The sequence below is a fragment of the Thauera sp. WH-1 genome, assembly GCF_047806685.1.
Classification (GTDB): Bacteria; Pseudomonadota; Gammaproteobacteria; order Burkholderiales; family Rhodocyclaceae; genus Thauera.
Genome location: NZ_JBLQGP010000002.1, coordinates 387,658 through 402,485 on the forward strand (window position 1 = coordinate 387,658; position 14,828 = coordinate 402,485).

The window sequence follows — 14,828 nt, forward strand, 5'->3', positions numbered from 1 at the left end:
TACGATGGGACGCATGAAATTCCTGTGTGACGCCGAGCGCTGCATCGAATGCAACGGCTGCGTCACCGCGTGCAAGAACGAGCACGAGGTGCCCTGGGGGGTGAACCGCCGCCGGGTGGTGACGATGAACGACGGCGTGCCGGGCGAGCGCTCGATCTCGGTCGCCTGCATGCACTGCTCGGACGCGCCCTGCATGGCGGTATGCCCGACCGACTGCTTCTACAAGACCGAAGACGGCGTGGTGCTCCACGACAAGGACAAGTGCATCGGCTGCGGCTACTGCTTCTTCGCCTGTCCGTTCGGCGCGCCGCAGTTCCCCAATGGCCAGGCCGCGTTCGGCGCGCGCGGCAAGATGGACAAGTGCACCTTCTGCGCCGGCGGTCCCGAGGAAACCGGCTCGCAGGCCGAGTACGACAAGTACGGCTCCAACCGCCTGGCCGAGGGCAAGCTGCCGCTGTGCGCCGAGATGTGCTCGACCAAGGCGCTCATCGCCGGCGATGCCAACGTCGTGGCCGACATCTTCCGCGAGCGGGTGCTGCGCCGTGGCACGGGTGCCGAGGTGTGGGGCTGGGATGCCGCCTATGGCGGCGGCGAGCGCAAGCAGGAGCGCAAGCGGGAGGGCCGGTCATGAGCACGCCAATACTGAAGCGGCTGACGCTGCTTGCCGTGGCGAGCGGGCTGCTCGGCGGTCTGGCCGCCTGCAGCGAGGTGCCTCAGGTCACGGTGTACGAGCAGGGCCAGTACAGTGGCAAGACCGATACCCGGCCCTGGGAGGGTGGCGCGTTCAACGGCGACCGCGAGGCCTGGGAAAAGGCGCTCAGGGAGCGCGCACGCGGCCAGTCCGAGTACAACCGCATCCAGTGAGGAGAGCGCCATGAGTGAATTCTCGATGCGGTGGCGGCCGAGCCGGCAGATGGGGCCGTTCGCCCTGCTGTTGCTCGCACTGACGCTGTGGCTGCTGGCGCTGCCGCTGCAGGCGGCCGAGCGCCCGCCCGGCAGCTCGGCGCAGGACCAGGTCGAACGCCAGCAGGAGCGCCCGCTCAACAACGCACCGGTGTGGCGCGCGGTGCGTTCGGGCGAGGAGCACACCACCAATGTGCGCAGCCCCGAAGCGGGTGTGCTGATCCAGAGCGAGGGCAACACCTGGCGCCAGCTGCGCAACGGCCCGATCACCGAGTACGGCGGCTGGCTGCTGATCGTCGTCCCGGCTGCCATCCTGTTGTTCTGGCTGGTGAAGGGCACGATGAAGCTGCAGGAGCCGCGCACCGGGCGCCTGATGAAGCGCTTCTCCGGTTTCGAACGCTTCGTCCATTGGGGGACGGCCATCACCTTCCTGCTACTGGCGGTGACCGGCGTGGCGATCCTGTTCGGCAAGCACGTGCTGCTGCCGGTCTTCGGTCACGGCGTGCTCGCGGCCCTGCTCGAGGTCGGCAAGGCGGTGCATAACTACGTCGGCCCGGTTTTCGGGGTGTTCGTGCTGCTGATGATCCTGACCTTCCTGCGCGACAACGTCTGGCAGGCGATCGACGCGGTGTGGATTCGGCGTGCGGGCGGGGTGCTCGACGGTGGCCACGTGCCGTCGGGGCGCTTCAACTTCGGCGAGAAGACCTGGTTCTGGATCGGTGTCACCTTTCTCGGCCTGACAGTGGCGATCTCCGGCCTGATCCTGGACTTCCCCAATCTCGGCGACTGGACGCGGGCCGACATGCAGACGGCGAACATCGTCCACTCGATCGGGGCGATCCTGCTGCTGGCCTTGTCCTTCGGCCACATCTACATGGGCACCCTGGGCGTCGAGGATGCCTACCAGTCGATGAAGACCGGCTACGTGGACGAGACCTGGGCGAAGGAGCACCACGAGCTCTGGTATCGCGATATCAAGGCCGGCAAGTCGGGACGGCCGTAGGGCGACACGCGCTTCTCTCCCTGTCCGGGCCTGCTCCAACCCTCCCTCGGGTCCGGCACATTCGACCTCGCACGGGCCGTGCCCGCGCGAGGTCGCGTTTTCTCCGGCGCCGGTTTCGTGCTCAGTGCGTGCCTTGCGCGCTGCGGATGGCGCGCATCGCATGCGCAGGCGGCATCCGCAGCCAGGGGCAGATCTCGCCGGCGGGCAGCGGCTGGGCGAACAGGAAGCCCTGGGCGACATTGCAGCGGTAGCGTGCGAGAAAGCGCAACTGCTCCTCGGTCTCGACGCCTTCGGCCACCACCCGCATGCCCAGGCCGTGGGCCAGCGCGATGGTGCCGCGCACGATGGCGGCATCGTCGCTGTCGTCGCTGATGTCGCCGACGAAGCTCTTGTCGATCTTCAGCTCCGAGATCGGGAAGCGCTTGAGCAGCGACAGCGAGGAGTAACCGGTGCCGAAGTCGTCCACCGCCACGCCGACGCCCAGGCCGTGGATGCTGCGCAGCAACTCGGCGACGCGCTCGCCCTCACCCATCGCGGTCGATTCGGTGAGTTCGACCTTGAGCATCCTCGGGTCCAGGCCGCTGTCGCCGAGCGCGCTGCGAATGGTGTCGACGATGCCCATGTCCGAGCACTGGCGCGCCGACACGTTGACGGCGAGCGGAACGGCATCGAGGCCCTCGGCGCTCCAGCGTGCGACCTGGCGGGCGGCCTCGTGGATCGCCCATTCGCCCAGGTTGCGGATGATGCCGCTCTCCTCGGCGGCAGGGATGAACACATCCGGGCGGACCACGCCATTGCCCGGCCGGTGCCAGCGCAGCAGCGACTCCAGGCCGACCAGGCGACCGCTCTTGATGTCGATCTGCGGCTGGTAGAAGAGCTCGAATTCACCGTTGCTGAGGCCATGGCGGAGCGCGGCCTCCATGCCCAGGCGCTCGCGCGACCAGGTGTTCATCTCGGGCGAGTAGAAGGTGTAGCGGCTGCCGCCCTCGAGCTTGCCGCGATACATCGCCTTGTCCGCCATCGACAGCAGGGCATCGGCGTCGGCGCTGTCGGCCGGTCCGACGCTGATGCCGATGCTGCAGGAGAGCACGAGGACGGTGGCGCCTTCGGTCTCGACTTCGCGCTCGAGCAGTTCGAGCAGCTTGTCCGCGACCGCCACCACGTCGCCGCGGTCGTGCAGGTTGTCCATCAGGATGATGAATTCGTCGCCGCCCCAGCGCGCCACCGTGTCGCCGCTGCGCACCGAGGCCGTCAGCCGCTGCGCCACGACCTGCAGCACCTGGTCGCCGACGGCGTGGCCGAGGCTGTCATTGATGCGCTTGAAGCGGTCGAGGTCCACGAACAGCAGCGCCACCAGGCTGCCGCGGCGCTGGGCATGGGCCTGCGCCTGGCGCAGGCGGTCCATCAGCAGGGCACGGTTCGGCAGGCCGGTCAGCAGATCGTGGGTGGCCTCGTGCTGCAGGCGTGCGGTGATGGCCAGGGTCTCGGTGATGTCGTTGAGCACGAGCACGGCGCCGTCGCCTGCTGCGCCCACCGGGGTGACGGTCAGGCGCAGCGCATAGTGCCGGCCCTGCGGGCCTTGCCAGGGGATCGGTTCGGGCCGGCGGATGGCCTGGCGATGCTGGAGGCAGCCGAGCACGGTGTCCACGACCAGCGGGGCCTGGTCGGTGAAGTCGCGCAGCAGCTCGCCCACCGGACGGCCTTTGGCCGCGCGCAGGTCCAGTCCCGTGAAGGTCTCGGCGACCGGGTTGAGCAGCACGACGCGGGTGTCCTCGTCGATCGTGAGCACGGCGTCGGCGATCGAGCGCAGCGTGGCATCGGCATCGAGGCGGGCGCGAGCGAGCGAGCCGCGCGTGCGCTCGAGGAAGTGCAGCAGCCACAGCAGTGTGCCCAGCAGCAGGGCGCCCAGCGCCCCTGCCGGGGGAATCCACAGGCGCAGCCCATGGAGGGCTGCACCGCTGGCGAGCGGCGGCAACAGGCACAGGCCGCCGAGCACGAGTGCGCCGCGCAGGCCGAAGCGGGGTTGGATCAGGGCCGCGAGCGCGACGAAGAACAGACTGAAACCGAGCACAAGACCAGTGTCGGCGCTGCGGTACACGAGACCGCTGCGCAGCGCCTCGAAGGCGCGGGCGTGGAACTCGACCGCGGCCATCAGCTGGCCCTGGGGCGAGCTCGGCGTGGCGAGTCCGGCGTCGATGCCGCCGGCGGTGGCGCCGACGAAGACGGCGCGCCCCGCGAGTTCGTGGACGCGCTCGGGCTGGCTCAGCAGGGTGAAATACGACCGCTGTTCCGGCCTGCTGGCGGCGTCGGGGAAGGGCAGCAGCAGCTCGTCCGCGCGTACCCAGCCAGGCTGGTACGCGACCCGGTGCAGCCATGCCGGCTGTTGCGCATTGAGGCTCGCGCCGTTGCGCAGCTCGTTTCCGGTCGCGCGCTTCAGCGTGGCGAGCGCGAGTGAGTCCCAGCTCGGGCTGGGGCTGCCGGCGCGGGCGAAGGTGCGGCGGACCAGGCCGTCGGCGTCGAGTTCGACGTCGACGTGGCCGAGGCCGGCGGCGCTGGCGCGTAGCAAGGGGTTGGGCAACAGCTCTGCGATTGCTCCGGTCTTGGCCCCGCCATCGGCGGCGCGCGGCGCCAGCGCCAGGATCACCCGGCCCGAGGCCTTCATGGCCGCGGCGAGTTGGGCGTCACCAGGTGCGGGCTCGGGGAACAGGATCGACATCCCGATCGCCGACACGCCGACCGCAGTCAGACCGTCGATGAGCTCGGCATGGACGCTGCGGTTCCACGGCCAGCGCCCGAGCGCGTCGACGCTGGCCTCGTCGATCGCGACCACGGTCGACGCCGGAGCCAGCGCGGCGGCGCGGAAAACGGGCTCGATCGTGTCGTACAGCAGCAGGTCGAGGCGCTTCAGGCCGTTCCAGCCCGGCAGCACGAGCAGGCTGGCGAACAGGCCCGCCAGCAACCAGGCGCCGCGGTCACCGAGCATGCCCCCCTGGCGCCTGCCCGGTTTCATAGCGCCAGCAGCAGGGGCAGCAGGATCAGCAACGCGCGCCAGTGCGTGTGTGGCACCTCGATCTGTTGCGCCTTGCCCCAGGGGCCGGGCGGGCTGCCCGTTTCCTGGCTGCGGATGCGTACATGCCACACGCCCGCGGCTGGCGTGGCGATGCGCAACTCGGCGGCCTGGGTGTCCAGTTCGTACTCGGGGGCAGCGAAGTCGGCCGCGCTGCTCAGTTGCACCTGATAGCGCTGCGCGCCGTCGCCCGCGCGCCAGCGCAGGTGCAGGGTGTCGCCGTCGATCTCCGGTGCCTCGGGCGCCGGGCCGGGCGGTGGGCGACGGAAACGCTGCACGTCGGAGAACGGCCCGCGCCCCTCGGCGGCGGTGCTGACCGCGATGCGCCAGAAGTAGTCGCCGGCGGCCAGCGCCTCGTCCAGCACCAGGCCTGGCGCGGTGAGGTCGTCGCGCTGCAGCACCCGGTCCTCGAAGTGGGCGTCGCGCGCAAGCTCGAAATGGTAGCGCTCGGCCTCGGCGTTGGCCGCCCAGGCAAAGGCGACGCCTTCGTCGGTGGCAAAGCCGTCGGGCGCCGGCAGGCGGGGGAAGGGGGCCTCGGGACGGGCGTCGATGACGATGCTGCGCTCGGCGTCGACGCCTTCGAGGCCGCGGCCGTCGATGGCGCGCACGCGCAGGCGATAGCTGCCATCGGCGAGCCCGGCATGGCCGAGCACGGCCGCTTCCGCCCCGCTGCGGTCGGAGACGATGGCACTGAAGCCCGTCAGCGGCGCGATCTGGGTGCGGTAGCCGCGGGCCCCTTCGACGGCCGCAATCGGCACCCGGAAGGGGACGCGCTCGAGGCGCTCGGGCAGGGCCTCGAGCTCGGGCGCCGGCAGCAGCGCCGACGCCTTCTCGGGCGCGCGACCGCGCGCGCTGAAGGTGCCGGTGCCGGCCGGCAGGCGGGTCTCGCCGCGCCTGTTGCGCAACGCCACCTCGCCTTCGAGGGTCTCGGCGCGCACGCCATCGGCCTCGGCGCTGACGCGGAAGTCGGTCCCGCGCACCGCCGCCACCGCCGCCGGAGTCTGGATCATGAACCGCCCCCCGCTGCGCTTGCCAGGGGTGACGGCACTCTCGACATGGCCCTGCTGCAGTTCGATGTGCACCTGTTGCGCGCCCGAGGCCCTCAACCGGCGTATCTCATCGAGGCGCAGCTCGGTGTTGTTGCCCACCAGGCTGCGGCTACCGTCGGCAAATTCGAGCGTGAGGCTGCCATCGGCGCCGCTGCGGAGGTGCGTACCCGGCGCCAGCGTCATGCCCGCCGCGAGCGGCGCCATCGTCCCGTCGACCCAGCGCTCGACCGTGCCGCGCACGTCGAGCACGCGTGCCGTGCCCCTGTCGCCACGCATCCAGGCGACGGGAGTACGCAGCCGTGTTCCGGGTTGAATCGCCAGCGGGTCGACGATGCGGTTGTAGTCCTGGATGCGTGGCCAGTAGTCGATGCTCTTCAGGTAGCGCTCGGTGATGTTCCAGGGGTTGTCGCCGGGGCGCACGACATAGATGACGTCCTGCGCCAGCGCCGCATTGCAGCACGCCGCGAGCGCAAGACCGAGCAGGGTGGCGCGGGTTCGCGCCGGTCGCGCTGATTCGGGAGGGCAGGCCTGCATGGCGGTTCCTGGATATGCAAATCGAGCAGCGTTGTTCTTCCTGGGGGTCATCGCGAATTGCCCCGGAATAATACATTGCGCTTGCTTCGAACAATATGTCTCGGCGATGCCGGCGGGCGCGGCGGGCTGCTTGTCGTGCGCCAGGCACGCGGCGCGGCGGTGCGCAGCGGAGCGGGCGCTACAATGCTGGCCTTACCGGCAAACGGAGCCGCTCATGGCCGAAGTGTTCTTCTCCCCCTGCCCGCGCGGACTCGAGGCCCTGCTCGCTGCCGAACTCGAGCGCCTGGGCGGGCGCGAGCTGCGCGCGCTGCATGGCGGGGTGAGCTGGCAGGGCGACTGGACGGCCTGCCAGCGCGCGAACCTCGAAAGCCGGCTCGCCACGCGCGTGATGTGGCGCGTCGCCCAGGGGCGCTACCGGGCCGAGATCGACATCTACAAGCTGGCCTACAGCGTCACCTGGGCGAAATGGTTCACCGCCGATGACACCATCCGCATCTACGTCACCGCGCAGAAGTCCCCGCTGAAGAGCCTGGAGTTCATCACCCTGCGCGTGAAGGACGCGGTGTGCGATCACTTCCGCACCGTGGCCGGCAAGCGGCCGAGCGTGGACACCGCGAACCCGGGGGTGCGCATCCACGTCTTCCTCACCGCGGACACCGTCACCCTGTACATCGACACCTCGGGCGAGCCGCTCTACAAGCGCGGCTACAAGCCGGCCGCGGTGGAGGCGCCGGTCAAGGAGAACCTCGCCGCCGGCATCCTGTGCCTGAGCGGCTGGCAGCCCGGCGAGGCGCTGCTCGACCCGATGTGCGGCAGCGGCACCTTCCTCATCGAGGCCGCGCAGATGGCGCTCGACATCGCGCCGGGCTTGGGGCGCGGCTTCGCGTTCGAGCGTTTCCGCCACCACGACCGCGCGGGCTGGGCGGGCGTGCGGGCGGCGGCCGAGCGCCGGCGCCAGCCGTCCCGGGCGCTGGCGGTGTTTGGCTCGGATGTGGTCGGCGAATGGGTGCGGCGCAGCCGCGTCAACCTCGAGGCGGCCGGGCTCGCCGACTGCGTGCAGCTCGAGCGCGCCGACCTGCTCGAGCGCCGGCCGCCGGCGGCCGAGGGGGTGATGGTCGCCAATCCGCCCTATGGCGTGCGCCTGGGCGAGACGGAAGAGCTCGCCGCCTTCTACCCGCGCCTGGGCGATGCGCTCAAGCGCAGCTGGGGCGGCTGGCGCTGCTATTTCTTCAGCGCGGACCCGCAGTTGCCCAAGCTCATCGGTCTCAAGGCGAGCCGGCGCACGCCGCTGTTCAACGGCGCGCTCGAGTGCCGGCTGTACGAATACCGCATGGTGAGCGGCAGCAACCGCAGCCGCGTGGCGCCGGACAGGGCGGCAGGCTGAGCGCCGGGCGCGGGCTCAGAGCATGCCGAGATTCTGCAGGCCGGAGCCCGGGTCCTGCTCGCCGTGGCGGCTGTTGAGCTTGATCTGCAGGCGCAGGTCGTTGATCGAGTCGGCATTGCGCAGCGCGTCCTCGTAGGTGATGAGCTCGTCCTCGTAGAGCTGGAACAGCGACTGGTCGAAGGTCTGCATGCCCAGCTCGCGCGAACGCTTCATGATCTCCTTGATCGCCGGGATGTCGCCCTTGTAGATCAGATCGGAAATGAGCGGCGAGTTGAGCAGCACCTCGACCGCCGGCACGCGACCCTTGCGGTCCTTCATCGGCAGCAGGCGCTGCGACACCATGGCGCGCAGGTTTAGCGACAGGTCCATCAGCAGTTGCTGGCGCCGGTCCTCGGGGAAGAAGTTGATGACGCGGTCGATGGCCTGGTTGGCGCTGTTGGCGTGCAGCGTGGCGAGGCAGAGATGGCCGGTTTCGGCAAAGGCGATCGCGTAGTCCATGGTCTCGCGGTCGCGGATCTCGCCCATCAGGATCACGTCGGGCGCCTGGCGTAGGGTGTTCTTCAGCGCCGCCTCCCAGGACTCGGTGTCCACGCCGATCTCGCGCTGCGAAATGATGCAGTTCTTGTGCGCGTGCACGAACTCGATCGGATCCTCGATCGTGATGATGTGGCCGTAGGTGTTTTCGTTGCGGTAATCGACCATCGAGGCCAGCGAGGTCGTCTTGCCGGTGCCGGTGCCGCCGACGAAGATCACCAGGCCGCGCTTGGTGAGGGCGATGTCGGTCAGGACCGGCGGCAGCCCGAGCTCCTCGAACTTGGGGATGCGCTGCGGGATGGTGCGCAGCACCAGGCCGACCCGCCCCTGCTGCACGAAGGCGTTGGCACGAAAGCGGCCGATGCCGGAGGGGGAGATGCCGAAGTTGCATTCCTTGTGCGCCTCGAACTCCGAGGCCTGGCGATCGTTCATGATCGCGCGCGCCAGTTCGGCCGTGTGCTGCGGCTGCAGTACCTGATTGGACTGCGGCACGATGCGGCCGTCGATCTTGATCGCCGGCGGAAAGCCGGTGGTGATGAAGAGGTCGGAGCCATTCTTCTGCAGCATCAGCCGCAGCAGATCGTTCATGAACTTGAGGGCCTGGTCGCGTTCCATCGTTCCAACTCCTGGCGCCGGCGGTCGCCGGCGGCCTGTTGCGCTTCCGACCGGCCGCCGCGGGGCGGGCGCCGTCGGGCCATGGGGGCGTCGGCCGCGCGCCTTGCGGCCGGCCGTGTGCCGTTATGCGAAATTGTCCTTGTTCTGCGCGCGGATGCGGGCCTCGGTGGCCGACACCACGTTGCGGCGGACGAGGTCGGCGAGGCACTGGTCGAGCGTCTGCATGCCGACGTTCTGGCCGGTCTGGATCGACGAGTACATCTGCGCGATCTTGTTCTCGCGGATCAGGTTGCGGATCGCGGGGGTGCCGATCATGATCTCGTGCGCCGCCACGCGGCCGGCGCCGTCCTTGGTCTTGAGCAGGGTCTGCGAGATCACCGCGCGCAGCGATTCGGACAGCATCGAGCGCACCATGTCCTTCTCGGCCGCGGGGAAGACGTCGACGATACGGTCGATCGTCTTGGCCGCCGACGAGGTGTGCAGGGTGCCGAACACGAGGTGGCCGGTCTCGGCCGCGGTGAGCGCGAGGCGGATCGTCTCGAGGTCGCGCAACTCGCCTACCAGGATCACGTCGGGGTCTTCGCGCAGCGCGGCGCGCAGCGCGTTGTTGAAGGACATCGTGTCGCGATGCACCTCGCGCTGGTTGATCAGGCAGCGCTTGGATTCGTGCACGAATTCGATCGGGTCCTCGACGGTGAGGATGTGGCCGTATTCGTTCTCGTTGACGTAGTCGAGCATCGCCGCGAGCGTGGTCGACTTGCCCGAGCCGGTGGGGCCGGTGACCAGTACGATGCCGCGCGGCTGGTTGGCGATGTCCTTGAAGATCTTCGGGCAGTTGAGCTCTTCGAGGGTGAGCACCTTGGTCGGAATGGTCCGGAACACCGCGCCCGCGCCGCGATTCTGGTTGAAGGCGTTGACCCGGAAACGCGCCAGATTGGGCACGGCGAAGGAGAAGTCGCACTCCCAGGACTCCTCGTACTGCTTGCGCTGCGCGTCGTTCATGATGTCGTACACCATGGCATGCACTTCCTTGTGCTCGAGCGGCGGCAGGTTGATCCTGCGCACGTCGCCGTGCACCCGGATCATCGGCGGCAGGCCGGCAGACAGGTGCAGGTCGGACGCCTTGTTCTTGACGGCAAAGGCGAGCAGTTCGGTGATGTCCATGGTGTCGGCGGCGCGCGGCGGCGCAAAAAGGAGGCAACGCGGCAATGCTATACTTTTTGCGCTTTGCCCTTGAGGAAATAGGCCACGGAATATGACGACAATTGCCGAGCGACTGCACGCGGTGCAGGCCCGCATCGCTGCCGCCGCGCGGGCCTCGGGTCGTGAGCCGGCGTCGGTCGATCTGCTGGCCGTGAGCAAGACCTGGCCGGCCGAGGCGGTGCGCGAAGCAGCCCTTGCCGGTCAGCGCCGTTTTGGCGAGAACTACGTGCAGGAAGGCGTCGACAAGATCGATGCCCTGCGCACGCTCGGTCTCGAGTGGCATTTCATCGGTCCGCTGCAGAGCAACAAGACACGGCCGGTGGCCAATGCCTTCGACTGGGTGCACAGCATCGACCGCCTCCGGATCGCCGAGCGCCTGTCGGCGCAGCGCGACGTGCATCTGCCGCCGCTCAATGTGTGCATCCAGGTCAACGTCAGCGGCGAGGACAGCAAGAGCGGCATCGCGCCGGGCGAGACGCTCGCGCTGGCCAGGGCGGTGGCCGCCTTGCCCCGGCTGCGCCTGCGCGGCCTGATGTGCATCCCCGAGCCGAGCGAGGATGCGGCGCTGCTGCAGGCGCGCTTTGCCCTGCTGCGTGGCCTGCGGGATGAACTCGTGGCCGCGGGCCTGGCCGTCGACACCTTGTCGATGGGCATGTCGCACGACCTCGAGGCGGCGGTCGCCGCGGGGGCGACCGTGGTGCGTGTGGGCACGGCCATTTTCGGCGAGCGCCGCGCGCCGGCTTCAACCCGGGCTTCAAGCCTTTCCGCCTGACGCCGGCATGCGGCGTCGGCTCATCCATCCAGGTCAGCTCATGAAGATCACTTTTCTTGGCGGCGGCAACATGGCCACCGCTCTCATCGGCGGCATGATCGAACGCGGCTTCGAGGCCGCCGCCATCCAGGTCGTCGAACTGGGTGCCGCGGCGCGCGAAGCCCTGGTGCAGCGCTTCGGCGTGCGCGCGATCGAGGCGGCAGATGACGCGGCGATCGCCTGCGAGGTGCTGGTGCTCGCGGTCAAGCCGCAGCAGCTGAAGGCGGCGCTCGCGCCCTTGGCCGGGCGCCTGCAGCAGCAACTGGTCATCAGCATCGCCGCCGGCCTGCGCCTCGACGCGCTGGGCCGCTGGCTGGGCAGCGCGGGCGCGCCCTACACCCGCCTCGTGCGCTGCATGCCCAACACGCCGGCCCTGATCGGTGCCGGCGTAACCGGCCTGTATGCCCACCCCGCGGTCGACGCCGCCGGTCGCGAGGCGGCCGAGCGCATCCTCGCCGCGGTCGGCAGCACGGTATGGGCCGACAGCGAGGCCCAGATGGATGCAGTGACGGCGATCTCGGGCAGCGGCCCGGCCTACGTGTTCCACTTCATCGAGGCGCTCGAGGCCGCCGGGCGCGCGCTCGGCTTCGATGAGGCGGCGGCGCGCCGTCTGGCGATCGACACCGCGCTGGGCGCGGCGAAGCTCGCGGCGAGCGCCGAGGATTCGCCAGCGCTGCTGCGCCAGAAGGTGACCTCCAAGGGCGGCACGACCGAGGCTGCGCTCGCCAGCCTGGCCGCGGCTGGCTGGCACGATGCGCTGATCGAGGCGGTGCGGGCGGCCGCGGCGCGCGGCCGCGCCCTCGGCGACGAACTCGGCAAGGACTGACACGATGCTTGCCAACATAATGCTGCTGGTACTCAACACCGTCTGCGGCTTCATCACGCTGATGCTGCTCGCGCGCTTCTACATGCAGTGGCAGCGCATTTCTTTCCGCAACCAGATCGGCCAGTTCGTCGTCACCACCACCGACTGGGTCGTGCGCCCGCTGCGCCGCTTCGTGCCCGGGGTGTTCGGCCTCGACATGGCCAGCCTGCTGCCGGCCTGGCTGGTGCAGGTGCTGCTGGTGGCCTTCGAGCTCAGCCTGCGTGGCGCCGTGTTCAGCGGCAGCGCGGGCGCGGTCGCGCTGGGCCTGGTCGGCGTCGGCCTGATCGAGACCCTGCGCATGATGGTGTATCTGCTGTTCGCCATCGTGCTCGGTTCGGCCCTGCTGTCCTGGGTCAGCCCGCACGCACCGCTGGCGCCGCTGCTGCATGCGCTCGCCGACCCCTTCCTGCGCCCCTTCCGCCGCGTGGTGCCGAGCATCGCCAACGTCGACCTGTCGCCGCTGGTGCTGCTGCTGGTGCTGCAGATCGTGCTGATGGTGCTCGCCGGCATGCGCAACAGCTTCGCGCCGCTGCTGTTCGGGGGCTGAAGGCACCTCACGGGGGGCGGCCGGCACCGGCCGGCGCCGGCTCAGTCGCCGTCGTACATCACCTGACCTTCGACCAGGGTGTAGCGCACCTTGCCCGGCAGCTCCATGCCGAGGAAGGGCGTGTTCTTGCCCTGGCTCTTCAGGTTGTCGCGCGTGATGGCGATGTGTGCCGCGGGGTCGAACACGCACACGTCGGCGCGCGCGCCCACCGACAGGTGGCCGGCCTTGGTGATGCCGACGATCCTGGCCGCGTCCGAGGTGATGCGGGCCAGCCCGTCGAGCAGCGACAGCCCGGCGCGCTCCGCCCACTTCAGGGTCAGCGGCAGCAGCAGCTCCAGCCCGGTGGCGCCGGGCTCGGATTCGGAGAACGGCGCCTGCTTGCCGTCATCGTCCACCGGCGTGTGGTCCGAGCACAGGGCATTGATGCGGCCTTCGGCCAGGCCCTGGCACAGCGCCTCGCGGTCGCGCTGGCTGCGCAGCGGCGGGATCAGGTGGCAGTTGGGATTGAAGTAGCCGATGTCCATGTCGCACAGGTGCACATGGTTGATCGACACATCGCAGCTGACGTCCATGCCTTCGGCGCGCGCCTGCTCGATCAGCGCGAGGCCGGCCGCCGACGACAGGCGGGTGATGTGCAGGCGTGCGCCGGTGATCTTGGCCAGCTCCAGATAAGTGTACAGCGCGACCGTCTCGGCCGCGACCGGGATGCCGGCCAGACCCAGCCGGGTCGCGACCTCGCCGTCGTGGGCATTGCCGCCGCGGGCGAGAAAGGGCGCGATCGGCTGCAGCCAGACGCGGAAATCGAAGGTCGCCGCGTACTGCAGCGCGCGCATCAGCACGCCGTTGTCGACGATCGGCACGTTGGCCTGGGAGAAGGCGACGCAGCCGGCCTCGACCAGCTCGGCCATCTCGGACAGGCGCTCGCCCTTGAGGCCGAGGGTGAGCGCGCCGACCGGGTAGATGTGGGCGCGGTTCAGCTTCTTGGCGCGGTAGGTGAGCATCTCGACCAGGCCGGGCTCGTCGAGCGCGGGGTCGGTGTCGGGCGGGATCGCCAGGCTGGTGACGCCGCCGGCCATCGCCGCTTCCATCTCGGATTCGAGCGTGGCGCGGTATTCGAAGCCGGGCTCGCGCAGGCGCGCGGCGAGGTCGATGAAGCCGGGCGCAACCACCAGGCCGCTGGCGTCGATGTGGCGCTGGGCGACGAAGCCATCCGGCGCGTGGCCGAGGGCGACGATCTTGCCACCGGCCACATAGAGGTCTTGCACCCGGTCGGTGCGATTGGCCGGATCGACGAGGCGGCCGTTGGAAATCAGGATGTTCATGCGTGATTGCCTATCGGTGACGGGCGCTCAGTGGCTGCCCAGCATGCTCATGACCGCCATGCGCACGGCGATGCCGAAGGTGACCTGGGGCAGGATGACCGCCTGCGCGCCGTCGGCCACCGCCGAGTCGATCTCGACGCCGCGGTTCATCGGCCCCGGGTGCATGACGATGGCGTCGGGCCTGGCGAGCGCCAGCTTGTCGGCGGTGAGGCCCCAGATCTTGTAGTACTCCTGCGGCGTGGGCAGCAGGGCGCCGTTCATGCGCTCGTTCTGCAGGCGCAGCATCATCACCACGTCCACACCCTTCAGGCCTTCGCGCATGTCGTGGAATACGCGCACGCCAAGGCGCTCGACGTCGGTCGGCAGCAGGGTCCGGGGGCCGATCACGCGCACCTCGGGCACGCCGAGCGTGGTCAGTGCGGCGATCTGGCTGCGCGCCACGCGCGAGTGCAGCACGTCGCCGACGATCGCCACCGTCAGGTTGGTGAAGTCGCGCTTGAAGTGGCGGATGGTGTACATGTCGAGCAGGCCCTGCGTCGGGTGCGCATGGCGGCCGTCGCCGGCGTTGACGACGCGGATGTGCTCGCGCCCGGTGTGGTGCAGGTGCTGGGCGATCAGCATCGGCGCGCCGCTGGCGGCGTGGCGCACGACGAACATGTCGGCCTGCATCGCGCACAGGTTGTCGACGGTGTCGAGCAGGCTCTCGCCCTTGGCCGCCGAGCTGGTGTTGATGTTGAGGTTCACTACGTCGGCCGACAGGCGCTTGGCGGCGATCTCGAAGGTGGTGCGGGTGCGCGTCGAGTTCTCGAAGAACAGGTTGAACACGCTCTTGCCGCGCAGCAGCGGCAGCTTCTTGACCTCGCGCTCGGCCACCTCGGTGAAGGGCGCGGCGGTATCGAGGATGGCGGTGAGGATGTCGCGCGGCAGACCGTCGAGCGTCAGCAGATGCTGCAGTTCGCCGTGCTTGTTGAGCTGGGGATGGCGCATCGGG

General features: G+C 69.6%; 13 protein-coding genes. 7 read left to right on the forward strand and 6 right to left on the reverse strand.

Features of this window, described 5'->3' with window-relative positions:
- Nucleotides 1–4: 4 nt before the first annotated feature.
- Genes fdh3B through ACMV5O_RS04140 form a run of 3 tightly spaced genes read left to right on the forward strand, consistent with a single transcriptional unit; the run spans nt 5 to nt 1,906 of the window.
- Nucleotides 5–631 carry a formate dehydrogenase FDH3 subunit beta gene (gene fdh3B / locus ACMV5O_RS04130; RefSeq protein ID WP_416162290.1) on the forward strand — a complete coding sequence of 209 codons (627 nt, stop codon included), beginning with the start codon at nt 5–7 and terminating at the stop codon, nt 629–631.
- Nucleotides 628–864 (forward strand): hypothetical protein, encoded by a 237-nt coding sequence (locus ACMV5O_RS04135; RefSeq protein ID WP_416162291.1) that lies wholly within the window; start codon nt 628–630, stop codon nt 862–864. The genes fdh3B and ACMV5O_RS04135 overlap by 4 nt, the downstream gene beginning before the upstream one ends.
- Before the next feature lie 10 nt (nt 865–874).
- Nucleotides 875–1,906: a formate dehydrogenase subunit gamma gene (locus ACMV5O_RS04140; RefSeq protein WP_416162292.1), complete on the forward strand. Its 1,032-nt coding sequence runs from the start codon at nt 875–877 to the stop codon at nt 1,904–1,906.
- 121 nt (nt 1,907–2,027) lie between these two features.
- On the opposite strand, the gene ACMV5O_RS04145 is transcribed toward ACMV5O_RS04140, so the two are convergent.
- Nucleotides 2,028–4,889 (reverse strand): EAL domain-containing protein, encoded by a 2,862-nt coding sequence (locus ACMV5O_RS04145; RefSeq protein WP_416162293.1) that lies wholly within the window; start codon nt 4,887–4,889, stop codon nt 2,028–2,030.
- 23 nt (nt 4,890–4,912) lie between these two features.
- Nucleotides 4,913–6,556: a FecR domain-containing protein gene (locus ACMV5O_RS04150; RefSeq protein ID WP_416162294.1), complete on the reverse strand. Its 1,644-nt coding sequence runs from the start codon at nt 6,554–6,556 to the stop codon at nt 4,913–4,915.
- Nucleotides 6,557–6,770: 214 nt separating this feature from the next.
- On the opposite strand from ACMV5O_RS04150, the gene ACMV5O_RS04155 reads away from it, so the two are divergent.
- Nucleotides 6,771–7,940 carry a THUMP domain-containing class I SAM-dependent RNA methyltransferase gene (locus ACMV5O_RS04155; RefSeq protein ID WP_416162295.1) on the forward strand — a complete coding sequence of 390 codons (1,170 nt, stop codon included), beginning with the start codon at nt 6,771–6,773 and terminating at the stop codon, nt 7,938–7,940.
- A gap of 15 nt (nt 7,941–7,955) precedes the next feature.
- On the opposite strand, the gene ACMV5O_RS04160 is transcribed toward ACMV5O_RS04155, so the two are convergent.
- Nucleotides 7,956–9,089 (reverse strand): PilT/PilU family type 4a pilus ATPase, encoded by a 1,134-nt coding sequence (locus ACMV5O_RS04160; protein WP_416162296.1) that lies wholly within the window; start codon nt 9,087–9,089, stop codon nt 7,956–7,958.
- A gap of 123 nt (nt 9,090–9,212) precedes the next feature.
- On the reverse strand, nt 9,213–10,253 hold the full coding sequence (locus ACMV5O_RS04165) for a type IV pilus twitching motility protein PilT (protein WP_416162297.1): 1,041 nt from the start codon (nt 10,251–10,253) through the stop codon (nt 9,213–9,215).
- Nucleotides 10,254–10,344: 91 nt separating this feature from the next.
- On the opposite strand from ACMV5O_RS04165, the gene ACMV5O_RS04170 reads away from it, so the two are divergent.
- From ACMV5O_RS04170 to ACMV5O_RS04180, 3 genes are read left to right on the forward strand one after another with little or no spacing between them, the layout of a single operon-like run.
- Nucleotides 10,345–11,064 carry a YggS family pyridoxal phosphate-dependent enzyme gene (locus tag ACMV5O_RS04170; protein WP_324538877.1) on the forward strand — a complete coding sequence of 240 codons (720 nt, stop codon included), beginning with the start codon at nt 10,345–10,347 and terminating at the stop codon, nt 11,062–11,064.
- 40 nt (nt 11,065–11,104) lie between these two features.
- On the forward strand, nt 11,105–11,929 hold the full coding sequence (gene proC / locus ACMV5O_RS04175) for a pyrroline-5-carboxylate reductase (protein WP_416162298.1): 825 nt from the start codon (nt 11,105–11,107) through the stop codon (nt 11,927–11,929).
- 4 nt (nt 11,930–11,933) lie between these two features.
- Nucleotides 11,934–12,515 carry a YggT family protein gene (locus tag ACMV5O_RS04180; RefSeq protein WP_324538871.1) on the forward strand — a complete coding sequence of 194 codons (582 nt, stop codon included), beginning with the start codon at nt 11,934–11,936 and terminating at the stop codon, nt 12,513–12,515.
- A gap of 41 nt (nt 12,516–12,556) precedes the next feature.
- Here the strand turns inward: ACMV5O_RS04180 and ACMV5O_RS04185 are convergent, their stop codons facing one another.
- Nucleotides 12,557–13,837, reverse strand: a complete 1,281-nt coding sequence (locus ACMV5O_RS04185; RefSeq protein WP_416162299.1) for a dihydroorotase — start codon at nt 13,835–13,837, stop codon at nt 12,557–12,559.
- A gap of 27 nt (nt 13,838–13,864) precedes the next feature.
- Nucleotides 13,865–14,824 (reverse strand): aspartate carbamoyltransferase catalytic subunit, encoded by a 960-nt coding sequence (locus ACMV5O_RS04190; RefSeq protein ID WP_416162300.1) that lies wholly within the window; start codon nt 14,822–14,824, stop codon nt 13,865–13,867.
- Nucleotides 14,825–14,828: the final 4 nt, after the last annotated feature.